The sequence below is a fragment of the Pantoea sp. GM_Pan_4 genome (assembly GCF_026541005.1).
GTDB lineage: Bacteria > Pseudomonadota > Gammaproteobacteria > Enterobacterales > Enterobacteriaceae > Pantoea > Pantoea dispersa.
Genome location: NZ_JALNUZ010000004.1, coordinates 271,080 through 289,823 on the forward strand (window position 1 = coordinate 271,080; position 18,744 = coordinate 289,823).

The window sequence follows — 18,744 nt, forward strand, 5'->3', positions numbered from 1 at the left end:
GTGCAGCGGCCCATGCGGGTCGCCAGCTGAAAACAAAACGGCGACCTGTTGGTCGCCGTTGTCATTTATTGAGAGTCGATATCTTTTAAATCGTCCTGAATCGCGCTGGCGTTCGGATTCTCCTCCGGCTTCAGCTTGCCGCCGCTGGCGAGGAAATCGTTACGCTGGAAATAGGCGTTGCGGATAAAGGCGTACGGATCCTGCTGCTGTCTGAGCAGGCCGTCGGAATCAAGCAGCTGCGCGCGCGTTTCCACCCCTTCCAGCGTCCATTTACCGATCGACATCGGCCAGGTAAGCCAGCTCAGCACCGGATAAAGCGTATCGACGTAGTCGCCACCATCCTGACGCACGGTAAAGCTGCCGTAACCTGGCAGCACCACGTACGGACCGTAGCCAACACCATAACGGCCCAGCGTGCTGCCAAAGTGGTGCGGCACTTCACGCGCCAGCTGGGGATTGGCTTTGCCGGCGACGTCGATGAAACCGCCGAGGCCGAGCACGGTATTCAGGAAGAAACGGGTAAAGTGAATGCCCGCCTGACGCGGCTCGCCGACCAGAATCGAGTTCACCATGCTGGCCGGTTCATCAAGGTTACCGAGAAAGTTGCTCAGCCCGGTACGGGCCGGCACCGGCACGTAATCACGCCAGGCAACCGCCACCGGGCGCACTACATAGGGATCCAGCACGTTGTAGTTGAAGTTAAACATCGTGCGGTTGAACCCTTCGAGCGGATCGCTGCGCTGCGCAGGCGTCGTCTCGTCGGCCGGTTTGGAACTGGCACATCCCACCAGCAGTAAACTGGCCAGCGCCAGGCCGGTCAGGCGATTATTCATTCTTCTCTCCCTGTGCAGATAAAAGGTGTATCGCTTCAGGGCTGCTGCTGATTGACCTCAACAGCCATCGGCTGGTGACCATCCCAGGGGGTGACCGCGCTTAAACCAAACCAGTCGCCGGACTGCGGATTAGCACTACCATCGCGCGAAATGCGCACCCTGACCTGCACCTGATGCTGCGCCGAAAGCAGGCGATCCGGCATCATGGCGTTGCTGTCATCCAGCGTAAGCGATAGCGGGAAGTGGCTGAGCGGTAAACGCTTTACAGCCACAGGCACCGGTGAAACACCGTCAGACACAGAAATATACAACACTCCGCCCGGCGGTAACATTTTTTCTGCCTCTGGCGTTAAGCTCACCGTCAATGCCAGCTGGCTATTTTGCTGTCCCGCGTCGGTTTTCGCTTGTTCAATGCTGCGCTCTATCATGGTAATGCGTCGATCGCCGGCCGGCAGCAGCTTCAGCATCACCTGCCACGCGCCAATCGCTTCACCATACTGCTGCTGCTCAAAGGCATTGAACGCCAGCAGACTGAGGGTGCGCACGTTGCTGTGGTCGCGCTTCAGCAGGTCTTTCAGCAGCATATTGGCCTGGCGGTTATCCTGCGGATCGCTGGAGCGCGTCAGCACTTCGGCATAATCCTGCTGCAGTTCAAGGTTGTCCGGCGCCAGCTGCAAAGCGTGCTCAAAGGCCTGGCTGGCATCGGTGGCGTTGTTCAGCACCATGCCGAGGCGGCCCAGCATCGCCCAGTCATTGAGGTTTTGCGGATCGTTTTGCAGCGAGGTGCGCAGGCCGAGCTGCAGACGCGCCAGCTCTTCCATGGTCAGCGGCTGCGCATTGGGATCCATCACCCGCGCGCGCAGCGCCGGGTACTCCTGCTGCACGCTCTGCCAGCCCGCCAGCTGGGCGAGGCCACCGGTTTTCAGATAAACGCCCACCGACACCAGCACCAGGACGATCACGCCCGGCAGCAGCACCCAGCGGCTGCTGTGATGCGCGCGTGACGCCGCGTCGCCTGGCACGTCGGTCAGCAGCGTTTGCTGCAGTTCGCGCACCATCTCCGGACGTTCGCTGACCACGCCCTCGGCTTCGTCATGCTCCAGCTCGCGCAGGCGCTGCTGATAAAAATCGGTATTGAGACGATCGCGATCGCCGCTGCTGGCCTGACGCTGCCGCCAGCCGGCACCGACAAACAGCGCCGTCGCCGCCGCCAGTAAAATAATCAGGGTAATCCAGAATCCAGTCATTACGGCTTCCCGTCACGCTTCAGAATCGCCGCAAGGCGCTGTTGTTCATCGTCATCCAGCTCGCTGCGCGCGTTGCCGCGTCGGCTGCGCAGAATAATAATCAGCCCGCCGAGCACCACAAACAGCGCCGGTCCGACCCACAGAATCAGCGTCGACGGCGTCACCGGCGGTTCATAAGTGACGAAGTTGCCATAACGCGCCACCATGTAATCAATGATCTGCTGGCGGCTCTGGCCCTGCTTCATCAGCTCATACACTTTCAGCCGCATGTCGGCGGCAATCATCGCGTTGGAGTCGGCAATACTGTTGTTCTGGCACTTCGGGCAGCGCAGCGATGCGGTGAGCTCGCGATACTGCTCCTCCTGCTGGACCGAATCGAACTGATAAGTATCGATCGCGGCCCACAGGCTGGTGCTCAGCAGCAGACCCGCGAGCAGCATAAGAAGCTGTTTCATACGCCCGCCTCCTTACTGTATTTCTGCCACAGCGGCTTCAGCTCTTCATTCCACACCCGGTCATTCATGTCGCCGGCGTGGCGATAACGGATAATGCCGTGGCCATCAATCAGGAAGGTCTCCGGCGCTCCGTAGACGCCGAGATCCAGACCGAGCATGCCGTCGCCGTCATACAGGCTCAGCGCATACGGATTGCCGAGCGTGTTAAGCCAGGTGACGGCTTTGCTGCGATCGTCTTTGTAATTGAGGCCAACCACGCGAATGCCCTGCTCCGCCAGCGTGTTGAGATATTGATGTTCGGCGCGGCAGGTCGGACACCAGGTGGCCCAGACATTCAGCAGCAGCGGTTTGCCATCGGTCAGCACCTGCTGGTTATAGATTTTACCCGGCTGATCCAGCGCTTCGAGTTTAAACACCGGCACCGGTTTACCGATCAGCGCCGATTCGAGGCGCGTAGGATCGTCACCGCTGGCGTTGCGCGTCAGCTGCCACAGCAGCGCCGCCGCCAGCAGCAGAAACAGGACTAAAGGAATAAACAGGATCTTTTTATTCATGCCAGTTCCTCGCGCTGTGCTTTTTTGCGCGAGCGATAGCGCGGATCGAGCAGGCATAACAGGCCGCCCACCGCCATAAACACGCCGCCGAACCAGATCCAGCGCACAAAGGGTTTGTAATAAATACGCACCGCCCAGGAACCGTCATCCAGCTCTTCGCCCAGCGCCGCGTAGAGATCGCGCGTGAAGCCGCCGCTGATCGCCGCTTCCGTCATCATGGTACGCGCTGCGGTATAGAAGCGCTTCTCTGCATGCAGCACCGTTTCTGGCTTACCGTTGCGTGTGACATCGATAATCGCCACGCCGCCGCTGTAGTTGGGGCCCTGCAGATTGTGCACGTCGCGGAAAATAAAGTGATAGTTGTGGATATCCACGCTGTCGCCGGCCTTCATGCGCACGTCACGCTCAACGCTGTATTGGGTGCTGAAGGCAATGCCCACCACCGTCACCGCCACGCCAAGATGGCCCAGCACCATGCCCCAGTGGCTGCGCGACAGATGGCGCAATCCCGCCAGAAAACGATGCCGATGGGTAGCGCGTTCGTGCAGCTCCATCAGCGTCAGCAGGATCACCCAGATGGCCATCAGCAGGCCAATCACCGTCATCGCTTCAATGCGATCCTGCAACAGCCACGGCAGCACGATCGACAGGATCAGCGTCACCAGCAGCCCCACACCGAGCCGCTTCCACAGCTTTTGCGGCTCATCGCGGCGCCAGCGCACCAGCGGCCCGATGCCGAGCATCAGCGCGAACGGTGCCATCAGCCAGGTGAACATGGTATTGAAGAACGGCTCGCCAACCGAAATGCTGCCCAGCCCGAGCTGTTTATGCACCAGCGGCAGCAGCGTACCGAGCAGTACCACCAGCATTGCGGCAATCAGCAGCACGTTGTTGCCGAGCAGGAAGGATTCGCGCGACCAGGCTTCGCTCTGCACGCGGCTGCGCACCTGGCCCCCTTTCAGGGCGTACAGCAGCAGCGAACTGCCGATGACAATCACCAGGAAGGCGAGGATAAACATTCCGCGCGCCGGATCGGAGGCGAACGAGTGCACCGACACCAGCACGCCAGAACGCACCAGGAAGGTGCCCAGCAGGCTTAATGAGAATGCGGTAATCGCCAGCAGCACCGTCCACGACTTAAAGCTGCCGCGTTTTTCTGTCACCGCCAATGAGTGCATCAGCGCAGTACCGGCCAGCCAAGGCATAAAGGACGCGTTTTCGACCGGATCCCAGAACCACCAGCCGCCCCAGCCGAGTTCGTAATACGCCCACGCAGAACCGAGCACGATACCAATAGTCAGAAATACCCATGCCGCGGTGGTCCACGGACGTGACCAGCGCGCCCAGGCGGTATCCAGGCGGCCTGCCATCAGCGACGCAATGGCAAAGGCAAACGCCACCGAGAAGCCAACATAGCCCATATAGAGCAGCGGCGGATGGAAGATCAGCCCGATATCCTGCAGCATCGGGTTGAGGTCGCGCCCATCAATCGGAAAGTTCGGCAGCGTGCGGGTAAACGGATTCGAGGTGAGGATGATGAACAACAGGAAGCCGAGGTTGATCATTCCCATCACCGCCAGCACGCGCGCCAGCGCATCCTGCGGCATGCCGCGGCTGAAAATCGCCACCGCTAATGTCCAGGTACTGAGCAGCAGCACCCACAGCAGCAGCGATCCTTCATGCGCGCCCCAGGTGGCGGCGATGCGGTAATACACCGGCAGCAGCGAATTGGAGTTGGTGGCAACGTAGCCGACGGTAAAATCGTTGACCACAAACGCGTGCACCAGCACGAGGAACGCGGCGGCGATGCACAGGAACATGCCCCAGGTGAGCGGACGCGCCAGCGCCATCAGCCGGCCATCCTGACGCGCCGCGCCCCACAGCGGATAAATACTCAATAACAGCGCTAAGCCCAGCGCCAGACACAGCAGAAAGCTGCCAATTTCCGGCATCATGATTGTGTACCCGCCTGCTGATAGGCCGCTGCCGGTCCGTTATGATTCTTCTTCATTGCGTCCTGAATTTCCGGCGGCGTGTACTTCTCATCGTGCTTCGCCAGCACCTCTTTGGCGTTGACCAGATTGCCGTCTTCCAGCACGCCCTGCGCCACCACGCCCTGCCCTTCGCGGAACAAATCCGGCAGAATGCCTTCGTAGCTGACGCTGACCACGCCGTTGGCATCATATAGTTTGAACGACACCGCCAGCGTTTTCGGATCGCGTTTGACGCTACCGGGCATCACCATGCCGCCGACGCGCAGGCGCTGACCGGCCTCTGGCTTCTGGTGATCCTCACCTTTGCCGTACAGAATTTCACTCGGGGTGTAGAACAGGTCGATGTTGGAACGCAGCGCGTACATCACCAGCGACGTGGCAAGGCCTAAGCCCACCAGCACCGCCACCACCACATACAGGCGGTTACGACGACGGATATTCACACGGACTCTCCTGCTGCTTCACTGGCAGCTTGTTTAGCTTTTGCCGCGCGGATGCGGCGCTCGCGGGACTGACGCTGGCGAATCTCTGCCAGCAGGCGGCGACGGAACAACACGGTGTGCAGCACCAGACCGATCAGCGGAATCAGCGTAAAACACACGGCCAGCCAGACGTAAAAGGCATAGCCGCCCATAGCGAAAAACTCGCTCCACGATGAGAAGGCAGGGGTCATGCTTTGCGTCCTCCCTGCGCCACGTCAATCGCCCACGGGCGGTGACGCTCGGTAAACAGAATCAGATTGCGCAGACGCATCAGGGTGAGCGCACCAAACACCAGCAGATAGCCGAGAATCGACCAGCGCAGCGGCGTGCGCATGCTGGGATCTATCGCCTGTTGCAGAATGCCCGACGAGCCCTGATGCAGCGTGTTCCACCACTGCACGGAGAAGTGAATAATCGGCAGGTTAACCACGCCGACCAGAATCAGGATGCCGGCCGCGCGTCCGGCGGTGCGGCGATCGTCGAAAGAGTGATAGAGCGCAATCACGCCCATATAGAGGAACAGCAGCACCAGTTCAGAAGTCAGACGCGCGTCCCAAATCCACCAGGTGCCCCACATCGGCTTGCCCCACGCCGAGCCGGTCACCAGCGCGATAAAGGTAAATACCGCCCCAACTGGCGCCATCGCCGCCGCCGCCAGATCGGCCATTTTCATCTGCCACACCAGGCCGATGAAGGCGGCGATGGCCATCGAGGCATAGACGCCCATCGACCACATCGCCGCCGGCACGTGAATGTACATGATGCGGAAGCTGTTGCCCTGCTGATAATCCGCCGGCGCAAAGCCGAATCCCCAAATCCAGCCGAGCAGCAGCGCGCCGACACCCAGGACTGCGAACCAGGGAATCAAGCGACCGCATAGCTGGTAAAGCCGCTCAGGCTTTGCCCACTGGTGTAACCATTTCCACATTGACATTGCTCACACTAAACAAGAATTCGGATGGCGGCCTCTCTGCCGGAGGTCCGCCTTAATGCAGACTGATGCGCAGCGCGGCAGCAGTTGCAAACGGCGACAGCGTGGCGCTGACCGCCAGCATGGCGCCGAGAATCGCCAGATAACCGCCAATCGGTAATCCCTGACCGGCCGCATCAATCGCCGCGCTGGCAAAAATCAGTACCGGTATCGACAGCGGCAACACCAGTAAACTCAGCAATACGCCGCCGCGCCGCAGCCCGACGGTCAGGCCGGTACCAATCGCACCGAGAAAACTCAGGGTTGGCGTGCCGATCAGCAGCGTCAGCGCCATTGCCCGCCAGCCAGCAAAATCCAGCGACAGCAGCAGCGCCGCCAGCGGCGAGAGTAAAATCAGCGGCAGCCCGGTAATCAGCCAGTGCGCAATCACTTTGCCCAGCACGGTGATCGGCAGCGGCGTCGGCAGCAACAGCAGCTGCTCCAGCGATCCATCGAGAAAGTCGTCGCGAAACAGCCGCTCCAGCGCCAGCAGCGATGCCAGCAGCGCGGCTACCCAGGCGACGCCAGGTGCGATGCGCGCCAGCTGCTGCGGTTCTGGGCCAATGCCTAACGGAAACAGCGTAATCACAATTAGAAAAAACCACAGCGGATTAATCACTTCCGCGCCGCTGCGAAAGGCAATCTTTAACTCACGCTGAATAACCCGGCCAAGCATCACGCCCACTCCGATGTAAGACGAATTTTGCGCACGCGCGCATGGCTGTCCGGCAGGTCCTGATGGGTCGTCAGAATCACCACGCCACCGTTATCGGCATGATCGGCAAAGCGCGCCATTAATTTTTCCACGCCGTGTTTGTCGATGGCGGTCAGCGGCTCATCCAGAATCCACACCGGAGCCGGGCTGAGCCACAGTCGCGCCAGCGCCACGCGCCGCTGCTGCCCGGCAGAAAGCTGAGCCACCGGCACCTCTTCATAGCCCAGCAGATTGACCTGCTCCAGCGCGTCATACAACGTGTCTTCACTGCGATCGCCGTGCCAGAAATGCAGATTCTCCCGCGGCGACAGCACCGATTTCACGCCCGGATGATGGCCGAGATACAGCAGGTTTTGCTGCCATACTTCGCGCTGCCGGCGAATCGACTGCTGCTGCCAGCGTACTTCGCCCTGCTCTGGCCGGCTTAACCCGGCCAGCAGTCGCAACAGTGAAGTTTTGCCTGCGCCGTTAGGCCCTTCGATTTGCACCACATCGCCCGCCTGCACCTGAAAACTCAGTCCGTGGAACAGGGTTCGCTCATCGCGAACGCAGGCGAGATTAATCACTTCGAGCATAGAAGGGAGATTCATAGCAATAAATGAGGCGGGAATAATACCACACTCAAACCAGGGGCCGAAGTCTGTGCGCAAGCTCCTCCTTCCCCCAAATGGGGTATTCATGCGCATCAGATCAAGAAAGCGCTCAAAAAACCACCTTTGCTAATCTCTTGTTACTCTTAATTTGAATCTTTGTAACATTTCGCCCTTGCTAAAAACGTCTACGCTTATTACGCACTGGCATTATCACCGGGAGAAAAAATGAAGCCATCGCCATCAAATAACACGCATGACAATGACGTGGACAGTGAAGAAAAAGAACAGGGAACGGATATCGAAGTGGACGAAGACGCCCTGCCCTCGCGGGCTGCGGCGATCCATGAAGAGATTCGGCAGGACGGTGAAAAGGAGCTGGAGCGCGACGGTATGGCGCTGCTGTGGTCAGCGATTGCCGCCGGCTTATCGATGGGCGCCTCGCTGATGGCGAAAGGCATTTTCCAGGTGCACCTCGCTGGCGTGCCCGGCGCTTATCTGCTGGAGAATCTCGGCTACACCTTTGGTTTTGTCATCGTGATTATGGCGCGCCAGCAGCTGTTTACCGAGAATACCGTCACCGCCGTACTGCCGGTGATGCATAAACCCACCGGCGGCAATTTTATGCTGCTACTGCGGCTGTGGAGCGTGGTGCTGATCGGCAATTTGATTGGTACCGCGCTGGGCGCGCTGGCGTTTAATCATATGCCGATTTTCGATGACGCTACGCGCCAGGCCTTCACCGCCATCAGCGAAAAAGTGATGGAGCACACGCCGGGCGAAATGTTTGCCAACGCGGTGATTTCGGGGTGGATCATCGCCACCATGGTGTGGATGTTTCCTTATGCTGGCGGCGCCAAAATTGTGGTGATCGTGATGATGACCTGGCTGGTGGCGCTGGGCGATCTGGCACACATTGTGGTCGGTTCGGTTGAAGTGCTGTATCTGGTGTTTGCCGGCACGCTGCCGTGGCAGGAGTTTTTGTGGCCGTTTGCACTGCCCACCCTGCTGGGCAACATCACCGGCGGTACGCTGATTTTTGCCCTGATCAGTCACGCGCAGATCCGTAACGACATGAGCGAAGCGGCCAAAGCCAAAGCGCGAGCCGAACAGAAGCGTAAAGAGAGGCAGGAAAAGCAGAAAAATCAGGAAAATGCGTGATCGCCACCGCCTGATTGCTGACACTTTGAGCAAACAGGCGGCCTACGGTTATAATCCCCTGCACGGTGCGCTATACTGCGCGCCGCACGTCTCCTTAGTTAAATGGATATAACGAGCCCCTCCTAAGGGCTAGTTGCAGGTTCGATTCCTGCAGGGGACACCATGACTACCTCTCAGCAAGTCTAATAAATCCCATAACCACCTGATTTAAATCCTAATGAGTAATATCGCTCGTCCAATAAGGTGCCATTATTTCTAATGGAATCTATACATCTTTGCGTATAAGATTGTGTATAACTGAGTTCGATCTTTTTTCTATACACATGCTGCTATCTGACATCCAAATAAAACGAGCAAAACCAAAGGATAAGCCCTACACGTTGAACGATGGCATGGGATTATCACTGCTTATTGACACCGCAGGCAGTAAAGGCTGGCGTTATCGCTACCGCTTTGCAGGCAAGCCCAAGATGATTTCCTTCGGCGTATACGGTGATGTATCGCTTGCTCAGGCACGTGCTAAACGTGACGAAGCACGTTCGATGTTGGCCAAAGGGATCAACCCCAGTGAGGCCAGAAAGGCAGAAAAAATTGCGTTGCAGTTTGCACATGAGAACAGCTTTGAATCTGTAGCAAGGGAATGGCATGGTTCAAAAAAAGCCACCTGGTCAGAAGGGTATGCGAAAGAAGTCATCAACTGCATGGAAAAGGATATTTTCCCGTTTATCGGCCAACGCCCAATCGAACAGATTGAACCGCTGGAGCTGCTCACTGTTCTGCAAAAGATTGAGAAAAGAGGTGCTTTGGAGCAAACCAGTAAGATCCGCCGCCGTTGCGGTGAAGTCTTACGTTATGCCGTCGCCACCGGACGGGCGAAATATAACTTTGCTCCTGACCTAGCTATTGCACTCAACAAACCTAAAACTCAACACTTCCCATTTCTGACTGAAAGTGAACTGCCTGCTTTTGTCAGTGCTCTGGAGAACTATCAAGGCAGTTTAGTAACCAAATACGCCACACAGCTGCTGATGCTGACAGGTGTGAGAACAATTGAACTGCGTGCCGCAGAATGGGCTGAATTTGATTTAGAAAATGCATTATGGGAAATCCCCAAAGAGCGCATGAAGAAACGCCGCCCTCATCTGGTTCCGTTATCTACGCATGCGATCAGCATCCTGGAAAAGCTACAAGTCCTTACCGGAAATTACAGCCTCGTTTTCCCTGGCCGTAATGACGTCAGGAAGCCGATAAGTGAAGCCAGCATCAACAAAGTGATAAAACTGCTTGGCTATCATGGCAGGCTAACGGGGCATGGTTTTAGACACACAATGAGCACAATTTTGCATGAGCATGGCTTTGAAAGCGCATGGATTGAAATGCAACTTGCGCATGTTGATAAAAACTCTATCCGAGGTACATATAACCATGCACATTATCTTAAAGGCAGAGGTAAGATGCTTCAATGGTACGCATCTTACCTTATTGATTAACTTATTTTTCAATTATTGAACGCACATCAACGACTTTAGAAAAAATAGAGTAATTATCGATACTTTTAAAACATTGTATACCCTTCGAAAAGTCTCTAGTTCTAGAATCAAAAACCACCAAAAAACCTACATTTGTTTTTCTATTTTCCAAATAATGTAATATCTGAGACTCTCCCGACAGTGCATAATTAGAACTGTATCCATTACCACACATTTTTAGTTCTATAACCACCTTAATACCATTTTTTGTGACTAGATAAATATCTATAAAACCTGCTCCAGCCCTAGGCTCTTGTATTAATTCGATTGCTCCTGGTGCAAATCTGGCAGAAAAAAACATTATTAAGGCATGCTTTGCTATAGTTTCAGGCTTAGATGCCCATTTGTAACCATCATCACATTTGCTCCAATAAAGCATTCGAGAATGACTAGATACAGAGGCACAAAAATCATCTAATGCCTTTGATATGTCATCCAATGTAATATCGACATTAACAATTTGCTCTGAGACCGCCTTCTCAGATATAAGCTCACCTATATTCTCTATGCACCTCATAATATAATCATCGATATCTTTAATATTTTCAGAAACAGCCCCACCCCTTACCTGTTTAAACAGTTTATATGCCAATTGATAATCCTTTAACTCAAAAAGAACCTTCGCATAAATGTATGTAATATTAGGAAGGTGCCCAACCTCTTCTATTTTTTGCTTCAACAACTCCGAGGCTTCTTTCAACCGCTTCTCTTGAAGAAGTAGAGTTATTATATTCTGAAATGCGATTTTGTTGCTCTTGTTAGAACTTAAACTTTCATATAATTTCTCTATTGCAATAGATACATATTCATTTTTGTGATATTCCTCAGCCATTTGTTGAAAAATTAAAGATGTCATGTGGTAATCTTTCATTTCTCGGCTATACTTCAATGACTCATCTAATAACTCAATTTTTGCAGTGAAAGTCAACTCTTCATTTAAATACTTGGCCATTGCATATCCAAGCCTAATATTCGCTGGGCTTTCCTCATTAACCATGGAACTTAAATTACTGCGAGAAACTTCGTCTCCCTCTTTCAGATACTCAGCAACATCTCTGGCGATAAAAAACTCAGCGTCGTCTATATGAGACTCTAACAACATATACTCTTCTTTTATTTTATCCGCAGCAGCATCATCTTTCAGTTCTCTATAAATAAACTCAAGTTTTATAAGGCTCGCATGCAACTCCATCTCACCACCAATTAGCCCACGTCTTAAAGAGCATGCTGTGATTACAGGTTCCTTGGCATCTTCGTATTTTTCAAGATCTATTAAAATAGAACCTTTTTTTTGATACAATGCTGCTGTTTTATCTTTGTCCAAACTGCTATCCGATGATTGCAATTCAATGGCCTTATTTATTAGTGCCAATGCCTCATGGTTATCCTTACCTTGTATTCTCTCTAACATCAACATAATCATGCTGACTGCATCATGCTTCAACCCACCGATAAGAAAATGATCAATTGCTTTTAATGCATAGCTCTCGAAATCCTTATCATGTATTGATAACCGTGAAAGATTTCTGAATGCATAACCTAAAATAGAGTTAATGGTCGTTTTTTTAATAATATCTTGCAATACAATAAATGAAGCATTAAATGACTCTCTTTCAAAAAGAATTCTAGATCTTTCTATATATAACGACATTTCTATTATTTCTTCCATCGAATCATCTTTTAGACGTAAACATGTTTCTACGTCTTCATCTAAATCATCTATTAGATTAAATTCAGACGATAACGCCACAATGTAAATACATACCTCTTTCAGTTGCTCATCTGACAATAACTTACTGAATGATTTTATTAAAGTGTAATCACTCTTAGATAAAAACCGAAGTACTGGTATGGAATCTTTAAAATATGAAAATGCACTATCAATATCCCCAGATTGAATTAGCTTGTTAAGATGTAAAATGAAATCACAAGATATATCAGAAAATATATTCCTTACAGAATTAAATATATTACGACCTAGTTCATCACTCTCATTATTTTTTTCATCTTCATGATTAGTCCACTCGCCCAAAACACTTTTACTACGTAAATCTAACGCTAATTTTATCGTATGCGTTTTACTGTTCACAATCCATCCTCATCAATAATAAATCATAATTGCAACATCATCAGGAACAGTTTAATAAAAATGCTCCTTAGATAACCAAAACATCAAGTAGCTATTGAATTCCCATTAACACCATACCTGAGTGAATACGTGCATCATATGATCGAATTGTATTATCTCCATGACCACGGTCACACATGAAAAAGTTAAATCGACTAAAATCGCACTCTACCGCACCCGCCTGCGGGTTTTGCATCAGGAAAATTTTTCAGTTTTATTTTTCTACAAACCTCCGCACCGGGCCGCGATGCTGCTGGCTTTCTGCCGGAGTACACCAACTGAAATGAGTGAAAAGAATTTCAGTTTTTTTCAGTTTCTGCTCTTTCAGGACTGCCGCAAATTTTTCTCAGGTGATTGTTTCAGAAGGGATTTTTGAATCGCCACGGGTTTAACAGACACTTCGGAGTCATTTAAGATGACTTAAAGAGAGGTGCCCATGAGCGGTAAACGTTATCCCGAAGAGTTTAAAATTGAAGCAGTCAAACAGGTTATTGGTCGCGGTCATTCTGTTTCCAGCGTTGCAACACGTCTCGATATCACCACCCACAGCCTTTACGCCTGGATAAAGAAGTACGGTCCGGACTCATCCACTAATAAAGAACAGTCAGATGCTCAGGCCGAGATCCGCCGACTCCAGAAGGAGTTGAAGCGGGTTACTGATGAACGGGACATATTAAAAAAAGCCGCGGCGTACTTCGCAAAGCTGTCCGACTGAGGTACGCCTTTATTCGTGACAACTCCCGTTGCTGGCCTGTTCGTCTGCTCTGCAGGGTGCTGAATGTTCATCCCAGTGGCTTTTACGCCTGGTTTAAGCAACCGTATTCTCAGCGCCACCAGGTAGATCTGAGACTGACGGGACAGATCAAACAGTTCTGGCTGGAGTCCGGTTGCGTTTATGGTTATCGCAAGATCCATCTGGACTTGCGGGATAGCGGGCAACAGTGCGGAGTGAACAGAGTCTGGCGACTGATGAATCGTGCCGGGATAAAGGCTCAGGTCGGGTACCGGAGCCCGCGGGCACACAAAGGCGAGGCCAGTATCGTATCGCCCAACAGGCTCCAGCGACAGTTCAATCCGGATGCTCCGGATAAGCGTTGGGTAACGGACATAACCTACATCAGGACCCACGAAGGCTGGCTGTATCTTGCTGTGGTTGTTGATCTGTTCTCACGCAAAATTATCGGCTGGTCAATACAATCCCGGATGACAAAGGACATTGTCCTGAATGCACTGCTGATGGCTTTATGGCGGCGTAATCCCCAAAAACAGGTGCTGGTTCACTCGGACCAGGGCAGTCAGTACACCAGCCATGAGTGGCAGTCGTTCCTGAAATCACACGGCCTGGAGGGAAGCATGAGCCGTCGCGGTAACTGTCACGATAATGCGGTTGCAGAAAGCTTTTTCCAGTTGCTGAAACGCGAACGGATAAAGAAAAAGATCTACGGAACGCGGGAAGAAGCCCGCAGCGATATTTTTGATTACATCGAAATGTTTTATAACAGTAAGCGTCGGCATGGTTCGAGCAATCAGATGTCACCGACAGAATATGAAAACCAGTATTATCAACGGCTCGGAAGTGTCTAGATTATCCGTGGCGATTCACACATATGTTGCCATCGATACCCAAACCCAGACTACGCGCACTAAAGCTATACCCCTTCAATAATGGCGCATGCTTATCACTACTTATAGAACCCAATGACCTAAGGGCTGGCGATTCAGAAATGGCTTATCAAGCGAACAGCCACTTGAATGATTGACCGTCCTGTAAAAAATTGAGGACAGTGTTACGTTAGAGCAAGATCCGCCGCCAATGCGGTGGAGTTTTTAACTTTCCTGGGGTAACGGGCAGAGCTAAATATAATTTTCCGCCCGATATAGCTATCACATTAAACAGGCCCCATCAGAACTACTTTTTTCCTGACACATAATGAGATTCCACCCTTCGTTGAAGCGCTCAAGGGGTATCAGGGAAGCTCACTGACTAAATACGCTGCATAGCTACTTATGCTTACTGGTGTTCGCAGCGTTGAACTTAGTGAGGTTACGTGGTGTGAGTTCGATTTGGTTAACGATCTGTGGGAAATCGCGAAATGGCGAATGAATAAGCACAGCTCTCATTTGGTATCGCTATCGTCGCAAGTAGTTGAGATTTTCATTAGAATGAAGATGATAGCGGGAGAATACCAACTGATTTTTCCTGTCAGAAATGACGTCAAAAAGCTAATAAGCGATGCCAAAATCAATAAATTGATAAATACTGGCTGGCATTAAGGAGAGATTGATGGGATATGGTTTTCGCTAATGACGAGCAAGTTACTATATAAACATAGATTAGAAAATGCGTGGATGAAAATGCAGCTTGCGCATGTTGATAAAAAACCTATTAGAGAAATTTACTAACATGCGCTTTAAATTTAAGAGAATAGATATCTTTCAATGGTATGCAGAGTATAAAATAAATATTAAAATTACGACCTATGATTATTTAATCAAATTAGATCATCTTCCAAAACACTACCAATTGCACTTTCAATTATCTCAGCACTTTTAACTATAAACTTAGCGCGCTCGAGTAGTTCATCATAGCATATAATATCTATACTTTTAAGATTTCTACGATAAAGCTCAAAGGTTTTCTTTTTTATTTCTTTTTCGCGTTCACTTCCATCTATTGAATCTAACGAACCAATTATTAATATGCATTCAGCATCATATGTTTTTTCATAGATACGCTCTCCATCTGAATTGTAGTTTTCTCTTTGACTTTCAATTTCCCAGTTAGCTTTTTGAGCAAGTATTTGGCTGACTGCATCTGTTAACTCACTTGAAAGCCGCCATGAATCAGCCCTATTTTTCCTGTTGACAAAAAGACTTGTTTCGGGAGTCTTTAATTCAACAATTTTAGTGAAGCGAGAATCAGACACAAGGAAATCAGTTATTACATCATTCGAACCATTAAGATCAGTATGTGATATATGGGCCTCACGCTGAATAATTTTGAGATACTTATATCTAAGCCCATAACCAAATAACCACTCATTCTTTTCAAAAAAAGCCTGCCATTGCGGCTCATTATAATGAGCCGCATTATCAAGCATGGTTTGATATTTTTTCAAGCTATCCTTTCTACCCAAGATAGTATTGATGTCGTCATTTGTAAGGCGATTAGTGATTACATTTTGGAGAGCTAAAACCAATGAGGTGTTATCAGCATGTTCAAGCAGCCTCATAATTTGCTCATGATTTTCTCCTACCTCAACGAAACGCCCCGTAGCCGTGGAACTTATATCACGAATCAAGCTATATTTAGACAAGTGCTGATAGAGAGCTTTTAAATGACTGATTTCTAATTGGCAAGTAAACTTAGGCGTTCCAGTATTTGAGCAATGAGCAAATATATGAGACTTTAATTCTGACGCATCCTTTGACTCTTGGTCGAGCCCAGAAATATTTAACTTTAATTCATTTACTCCGTCACTACCAATGATAAAAGAATGATCGATGCTCATACTTACACCTTTGCAATCACATTAGCATAGCCAGCCCATGATGGATTATACGCATGGTGAATTTCGAAAGAAGGGGAATCGCCTAAAATTTTAACATTTGAAATTTCAAGAATATCAAACATTCTAAACTCATTGTATCCTTTATCAGAATCTGTAACTCCAGCAGTCTGAACTAAGTGGACTTTGGTGGATTCTGTTCCATCTTTTTTTCTCATTATAAAAACCGCATGCGTATTTCCTATTCTTTCACCAATCACTTTACCTTCTTTGTTATATTCAAAAGAGACTGGCTTATGTTGCTGAATGGCTTGCTGTAATAGTTTTAATGACATAACATTTTCCTTATGTATTGAAATTAACAATAAATAAACAGCTATCATTTATTTGAGCAGCGGATTTCCAGATAGAAGCGTTGTTTCACACTCAATACAACAATTAGCTGAAATTTTGTCAAGCTTTTTCCATATTGGCACGCAATCATTTGACTCCTGAAAACGGTGCTACATCGTCCCCTCCAGTTTCCTTTTCAAGAAATTATTTCAGTTTCACTTTTCTTCAAAGCACTATCTCCACCAGTGACAGTAGCGGTTTCACGGCGCAGGTTGCAGGTCAAGAAGTCGCTACGCGGCTCATACGCTTAGCTTATTCACCCGATCGCTCTGCCACCCCAATGCTGTTTTTCATCTGCCACAAGGTGTAAATCTGCGATCGCAGGTGCTGTTCAAGCTGGCGGATAAGCTGCTGCCGCTGGGGCGCACTGGCTGGTAGCGAGTGAATTTGCCGCAATTGTTCCTCGATGGGCTCAGCCTGCTGAAAACGGGTCATCATGCCAAATACCGAGGACTTCAGCTCACTCACCGTGATGTATTTGCCTTTTTGCTCATCCAGTCCATTCAGCCGCTCGCTTAACTGTGCCAGCTTCATCATTCCCTGATGCCAGGCCGCAAGGTTTTGCGCTGGCAACGTGCTGGCCTCAAGCTGATGCTGCCACCGCGCAGATAACGAACCCGTCTGTTCGGGCCACAGCGCCTGCGCCTGCTCCACCAGCTGCTGGCCATACGCAATATTCCAGTCGGGCGCGAGTTGCTCCAGGCGAGATAACTGCTGCTGCGTGTCGGCGATCAAGGCTGATGGTAAGGAGGTCCGCTGCCGCAGCACATCCCGCTGCTGTGGCGTGAGTGTGGCGGGCACAGGACCCAGCGATGCCACCAGCTGAGCCTGCAGTGGATCGGGCCGGTGCAGATATTGCCAGCCGCCCACCGCGACCACGCTGATAAGCAGCATGGTAAACATCCCGGCACTGAAAAATTGCCAGTTATTACGACGGGCCAGCGCCGCTGTCTGCACCTTTATCTTCGGCTGATGTTGCTGCTGCGCGACATACACCCATCTGGCGCTATGAGGGGTTTTCGTTTCATGCGGATGTGCGGATATTGCCCCGTCATCTATCGTGGTGCCGGGCAAGATGTCGCTGGTCGTATCGTCACGGCTTTCCAGCCTGGCGGCACTGTTGTGCATCAGAGCACGCAACGTATCAAGCTGGCTAAGGTGTTTAAGCTCCAGCCGCTGTAACACGGTCCCCAGGCGGGTAAGCAGTTGTTCAGCACGATAAAGCTGACTCAGATCGTCATAATTCAGGGAAAGGGTGCGCATCTGCTGCTGCACGCGCTGGCTCAGGCTGGTGAGAATGTCCATGCGCGCGTGGATCGGTTGCGGCCACAGCACACCCCACTGATGGCTCACCAGCGCTTCCAGTAGCGCCAGACCTTCATTCAATCCGACCAAACCAGCCAGTTGCAGGCGGGCAAGCGTGAACCAGGCCGCGGTCTGCAACTCCACTCCGTTTTGTTCGAACAGAGAAAGGCAGCGTTGTTCAACATAAAGCCAGTCTATATCTGGCCGTGCCGGATGGGTCAATTTGCTCAGCTCTTCACGCAGAGCAGCATAATCCGGCAGCTTACGCGGGTCGCTGCCGGTTTTAATCCGACGGGCAGGCATGTCATTCATGACTTATTGTCCATTTAAGATATTTACAGCGTGGGAGGATAATTAATTATGCAGTCTGGTTTTTTGCCTGTTCTGAGCGAGGAACGATGCAAATATTTCTTTACCGCCCCCCCCTTTCCCGCTTTAATTAATATTGATTACCGGTGCAAATAGGTAAATGCGTGTAGCCGGGTTGGCTGGCCATATAAAGCGGGGCGCAGGTTGGTTTTCGTGGTAGCAAATCGTTCTGATCCTGAGCCACTGGCTGTGGCTGTTTCTTTGATGTGGCGATCTTTTTGGTCTGCGTATTTCCGCTGTTAAGCGGTGATTTTGCCTGCTGCGTGCTTTCTGACGAATCATACCTGGAGCAAATTTTCTTCGACTGACTCAGACTTCCGTCATTACAAACAAAACGCCCATCTGAGGTACAGTGTGCAATACCACCCTTTGCACCAGAACAGGGTTTTCTGCCTCTGGCCGCTTCAGCCTGCAGAGTCACTAATAAGCTAAAAACCAACAGGGGTATCAATTTTTTCATATTCAAATCCATGTGTTATTTATTATTCATCGATTATTCAGCCTTGTTTG

The 18,744-nt window shown here is 50.9% G+C and carries 19 protein-coding genes and 1 tRNA gene; 5 read left to right on the forward strand and 15 right to left on the reverse strand.

Features of this window, described 5'->3' with window-relative positions:
- Positions 1 to 65: 65 nt before the first annotated feature.
- The 10 genes from mlaA to ccmA are packed head-to-tail and all read right to left on the reverse strand — an operon-like array spanning position 66 to position 7,825.
- The gene (mlaA, locus tag OXR61_RS12380; RefSeq protein ID WP_021509150.1) at positions 66 to 833 is read right to left on the reverse strand and encodes a phospholipid-binding lipoprotein MlaA; all 768 of its coding nucleotides are present in this window, start codon (positions 831 to 833) and stop codon (positions 66 to 68) included.
- Positions 834 to 868: 35 nt separating this feature from the next.
- Entirely contained in the window at positions 869 to 2,080 is a 1,212-nt protein-coding gene (gene ccmI, locus OXR61_RS12385) for a c-type cytochrome biogenesis protein CcmI (protein ID WP_021509149.1), read from the reverse strand.
- Positions 2,080 to 2,535, reverse strand: a complete 456-nt coding sequence (locus OXR61_RS12390) for a cytochrome c-type biogenesis protein (RefSeq protein ID WP_021509148.1) — start codon at positions 2,533 to 2,535, stop codon at positions 2,080 to 2,082. The genes ccmI and OXR61_RS12390 overlap by 1 nt, the downstream gene beginning before the upstream one ends.
- Positions 2,532 to 3,089, reverse strand: coding sequence for a DsbE family thiol:disulfide interchange protein (locus OXR61_RS12395; protein WP_021509147.1), 558 nt, complete (start codon positions 3,087 to 3,089; stop codon positions 2,532 to 2,534). Before OXR61_RS12395 ends, OXR61_RS12390 begins: the two co-directional genes overlap by 4 nt.
- Positions 3,086 to 5,044: a heme lyase CcmF/NrfE family subunit gene (locus OXR61_RS12400; RefSeq protein WP_021509146.1), complete on the reverse strand. Its 1,959-nt coding sequence runs from the start codon at positions 5,042 to 5,044 to the stop codon at positions 3,086 to 3,088. The genes OXR61_RS12395 and OXR61_RS12400 overlap by 4 nt, the downstream gene beginning before the upstream one ends.
- Positions 5,041 to 5,526: a cytochrome c maturation protein CcmE gene (gene ccmE / locus OXR61_RS12405; protein ID WP_021509145.1), complete on the reverse strand. Its 486-nt coding sequence runs from the start codon at positions 5,524 to 5,526 to the stop codon at positions 5,041 to 5,043. The genes OXR61_RS12400 and ccmE overlap by 4 nt, the downstream gene beginning before the upstream one ends.
- Complete coding sequence (gene ccmD / locus OXR61_RS12410) at positions 5,523 to 5,756, reverse strand: heme exporter protein CcmD (protein ID WP_031280028.1); 234 nt, start codon at positions 5,754 to 5,756, stop codon at positions 5,523 to 5,525. The genes ccmE and ccmD overlap by 4 nt, the downstream gene beginning before the upstream one ends.
- A complete protein-coding gene (locus OXR61_RS12415; RefSeq protein WP_031280027.1) occupies positions 5,753 to 6,493 on the reverse strand; it encodes a heme ABC transporter permease in 741 nt (246 codons plus the stop codon). The genes ccmD and OXR61_RS12415 overlap by 4 nt, the downstream gene beginning before the upstream one ends.
- 58 nt (positions 6,494 to 6,551) lie before the next feature.
- On the reverse strand, positions 6,552 to 7,211 hold the full coding sequence (gene ccmB / locus OXR61_RS12420; protein ID WP_031280025.1) for a heme exporter protein CcmB: 660 nt from the start codon (positions 7,209 to 7,211) through the stop codon (positions 6,552 to 6,554).
- Positions 7,211 to 7,825 (reverse strand): cytochrome c biogenesis heme-transporting ATPase CcmA, encoded by a 615-nt coding sequence (ccmA, locus tag OXR61_RS12425; RefSeq protein WP_021509141.1) that lies wholly within the window; start codon positions 7,823 to 7,825, stop codon positions 7,211 to 7,213. Before ccmA ends, ccmB begins: the two co-directional genes overlap by 1 nt.
- A 243-nt stretch (positions 7,826 to 8,068) precedes the next feature.
- Between ccmA and OXR61_RS12430 the strand changes: the two genes are divergently transcribed.
- The 3 genes from OXR61_RS12430 to OXR61_RS12440 all read left to right on the forward strand — a co-directional run bounded on the left by OXR61_RS12430 (position 8,069) and on the right by OXR61_RS12440 (position 10,491).
- Positions 8,069 to 9,001, forward strand: a complete 933-nt coding sequence (locus tag OXR61_RS12430) for a formate/nitrite transporter family protein (protein WP_021509140.1) — start codon at positions 8,069 to 8,071, stop codon at positions 8,999 to 9,001.
- An 88-nt stretch (positions 9,002 to 9,089) separates the two neighbouring features.
- Positions 9,090 to 9,164, forward strand: a tRNA-Arg gene (locus tag OXR61_RS12435).
- Between the two features lie 160 nt (positions 9,165 to 9,324).
- Positions 9,325 to 10,491, forward strand: a complete 1,167-nt coding sequence (locus tag OXR61_RS12440) for an integrase arm-type DNA-binding domain-containing protein (RefSeq protein ID WP_021509139.1) — start codon at positions 9,325 to 9,327, stop codon at positions 10,489 to 10,491.
- A 1-nt stretch (position 10,492) separates the two neighbouring features.
- On the opposite strand, the gene OXR61_RS12445 is transcribed toward OXR61_RS12440, so the two are convergent.
- The gene (locus OXR61_RS12445; protein ID WP_125312154.1) at positions 10,493 to 12,619 is read right to left on the reverse strand and encodes a tetratricopeptide repeat protein; all 2,127 of its coding nucleotides are present in this window, start codon (positions 12,617 to 12,619) and stop codon (positions 10,493 to 10,495) included.
- A 160-nt stretch (positions 12,620 to 12,779) separates the two neighbouring features.
- Between OXR61_RS12445 and OXR61_RS12450 the strand changes: the two genes are divergently transcribed.
- Together OXR61_RS12450 and OXR61_RS12455 are read left to right on the forward strand one after the other, a co-directional pair.
- Positions 12,780 to 13,034, forward strand: a complete 255-nt coding sequence (locus tag OXR61_RS12450) for a hypothetical protein (protein ID WP_071813640.1) — start codon at positions 12,780 to 12,782, stop codon at positions 13,032 to 13,034.
- Between the two features lie 60 nt (positions 13,035 to 13,094).
- A protein-coding gene (locus tag OXR61_RS12455; RefSeq protein ID WP_155519928.1) for an IS3 family transposase occupies positions 13,095 to 14,242 on the forward strand; the annotation gives its coding sequence in 2 pieces (ribosomal slippage) (positions 13,095 to 13,332 and positions 13,332 to 14,242; 1,149 coding nt in all).
- Between the two features lie 908 nt (positions 14,243 to 15,150).
- Here OXR61_RS12455 and OXR61_RS12460 read toward each other — a convergent pair.
- The 4 genes from OXR61_RS12460 to OXR61_RS12475 all read right to left on the reverse strand — a co-directional run bounded on the left by OXR61_RS12460 (position 15,151) and on the right by OXR61_RS12475 (position 18,694).
- On the reverse strand, positions 15,151 to 16,170 hold the full coding sequence (locus OXR61_RS12460; protein WP_021312874.1) for a Shedu immune nuclease family protein: 1,020 nt from the start codon (positions 16,168 to 16,170) through the stop codon (positions 15,151 to 15,153).
- 2 nt (positions 16,171 to 16,172) lie between these two features.
- Positions 16,173 to 16,502, reverse strand: a complete 330-nt coding sequence (locus OXR61_RS12465; RefSeq protein ID WP_021509133.1) for a hypothetical protein — start codon at positions 16,500 to 16,502, stop codon at positions 16,173 to 16,175.
- 310 nt (positions 16,503 to 16,812) lie between these two features.
- Positions 16,813 to 18,177 carry a VasL domain-containing protein gene (locus OXR61_RS12470; protein ID WP_141495178.1) on the reverse strand — a complete coding sequence of 455 codons (1,365 nt, stop codon included), beginning with the start codon at positions 18,175 to 18,177 and terminating at the stop codon, positions 16,813 to 16,815.
- Positions 18,178 to 18,304: 127 nt separating this feature from the next.
- Positions 18,305 to 18,694: a hypothetical protein gene (locus OXR61_RS12475; RefSeq protein ID WP_071813638.1), complete on the reverse strand. Its 390-nt coding sequence runs from the start codon at positions 18,692 to 18,694 to the stop codon at positions 18,305 to 18,307.
- Between the last annotated feature and the right edge of the window lie 50 nt (positions 18,695 to 18,744).

Coding starts and splice junctions, on each gene's coding strand:
- mlaA (WP_021509150.1), bottom strand. CDS start 833: ATGAATAATCGCCTGACCGGCCTGGCGCTGGCCAGTTTACTGCTGGTG.
- ccmI (WP_021509149.1), bottom strand. CDS start 2,080: ATGACTGGATTCTGGATTACCCTGATTATTTTACTGGCGGCGGCGACG.
- OXR61_RS12390 (WP_021509148.1), bottom strand. CDS start 2,535: ATGAAACAGCTTCTTATGCTGCTCGCGGGTCTGCTGCTGAGCACCAGC.
- OXR61_RS12395 (WP_021509147.1), bottom strand. CDS start 3,089: ATGAATAAAAAGATCCTGTTTATTCCTTTAGTCCTGTTTCTGCTGCTG.
- OXR61_RS12400 (WP_021509146.1), bottom strand. CDS start 5,044: ATGATGCCGGAAATTGGCAGCTTTCTGCTGTGTCTGGCGCTGGGCTTA.
- ccmD (WP_031280028.1), bottom strand. CDS start 5,756: ATGACCCCTGCCTTCTCATCGTGGAGCGAGTTTTTCGCTATGGGCGGC.
- OXR61_RS12415 (WP_031280027.1), bottom strand. CDS start 6,493: ATGTGGAAATGGTTACACCAGTGGGCAAAGCCTGAGCGGCTTTACCAG.
- ccmB (WP_031280025.1), bottom strand. CDS start 7,211: ATGCTTGGCCGGGTTATTCAGCGTGAGTTAAAGATTGCCTTTCGCAGC.
- ccmA (WP_021509141.1), bottom strand. CDS start 7,825: ATGCTCGAAGTGATTAATCTCGCCTGCGTTCGCGATGAGCGAACCCTG.
- OXR61_RS12430 (WP_021509140.1), top strand. CDS start 8,069: ATGAAGCCATCGCCATCAAATAACACGCATGACAATGACGTGGACAGT.
- OXR61_RS12440 (WP_021509139.1), top strand. CDS start 9,325: ATGCTGCTATCTGACATCCAAATAAAACGAGCAAAACCAAAGGATAAG.
- OXR61_RS12450 (WP_071813640.1), top strand. CDS start 12,780: ATGACCACGGTCACACATGAAAAAGTTAAATCGACTAAAATCGCACTC.
- OXR61_RS12460 (WP_021312874.1), bottom strand. CDS start 16,170: ATGAGCATCGATCATTCTTTTATCATTGGTAGTGACGGAGTAAATGAA.
- OXR61_RS12465 (WP_021509133.1), bottom strand. CDS start 16,502: ATGTCATTAAAACTATTACAGCAAGCCATTCAGCAACATAAGCCAGTC.
- OXR61_RS12470 (WP_141495178.1), bottom strand. CDS start 18,177: ATGAATGACATGCCTGCCCGTCGGATTAAAACCGGCAGCGACCCGCGT.
- OXR61_RS12475 (WP_071813638.1), bottom strand. CDS start 18,694: ATGAAAAAATTGATACCCCTGTTGGTTTTTAGCTTATTAGTGACTCTG.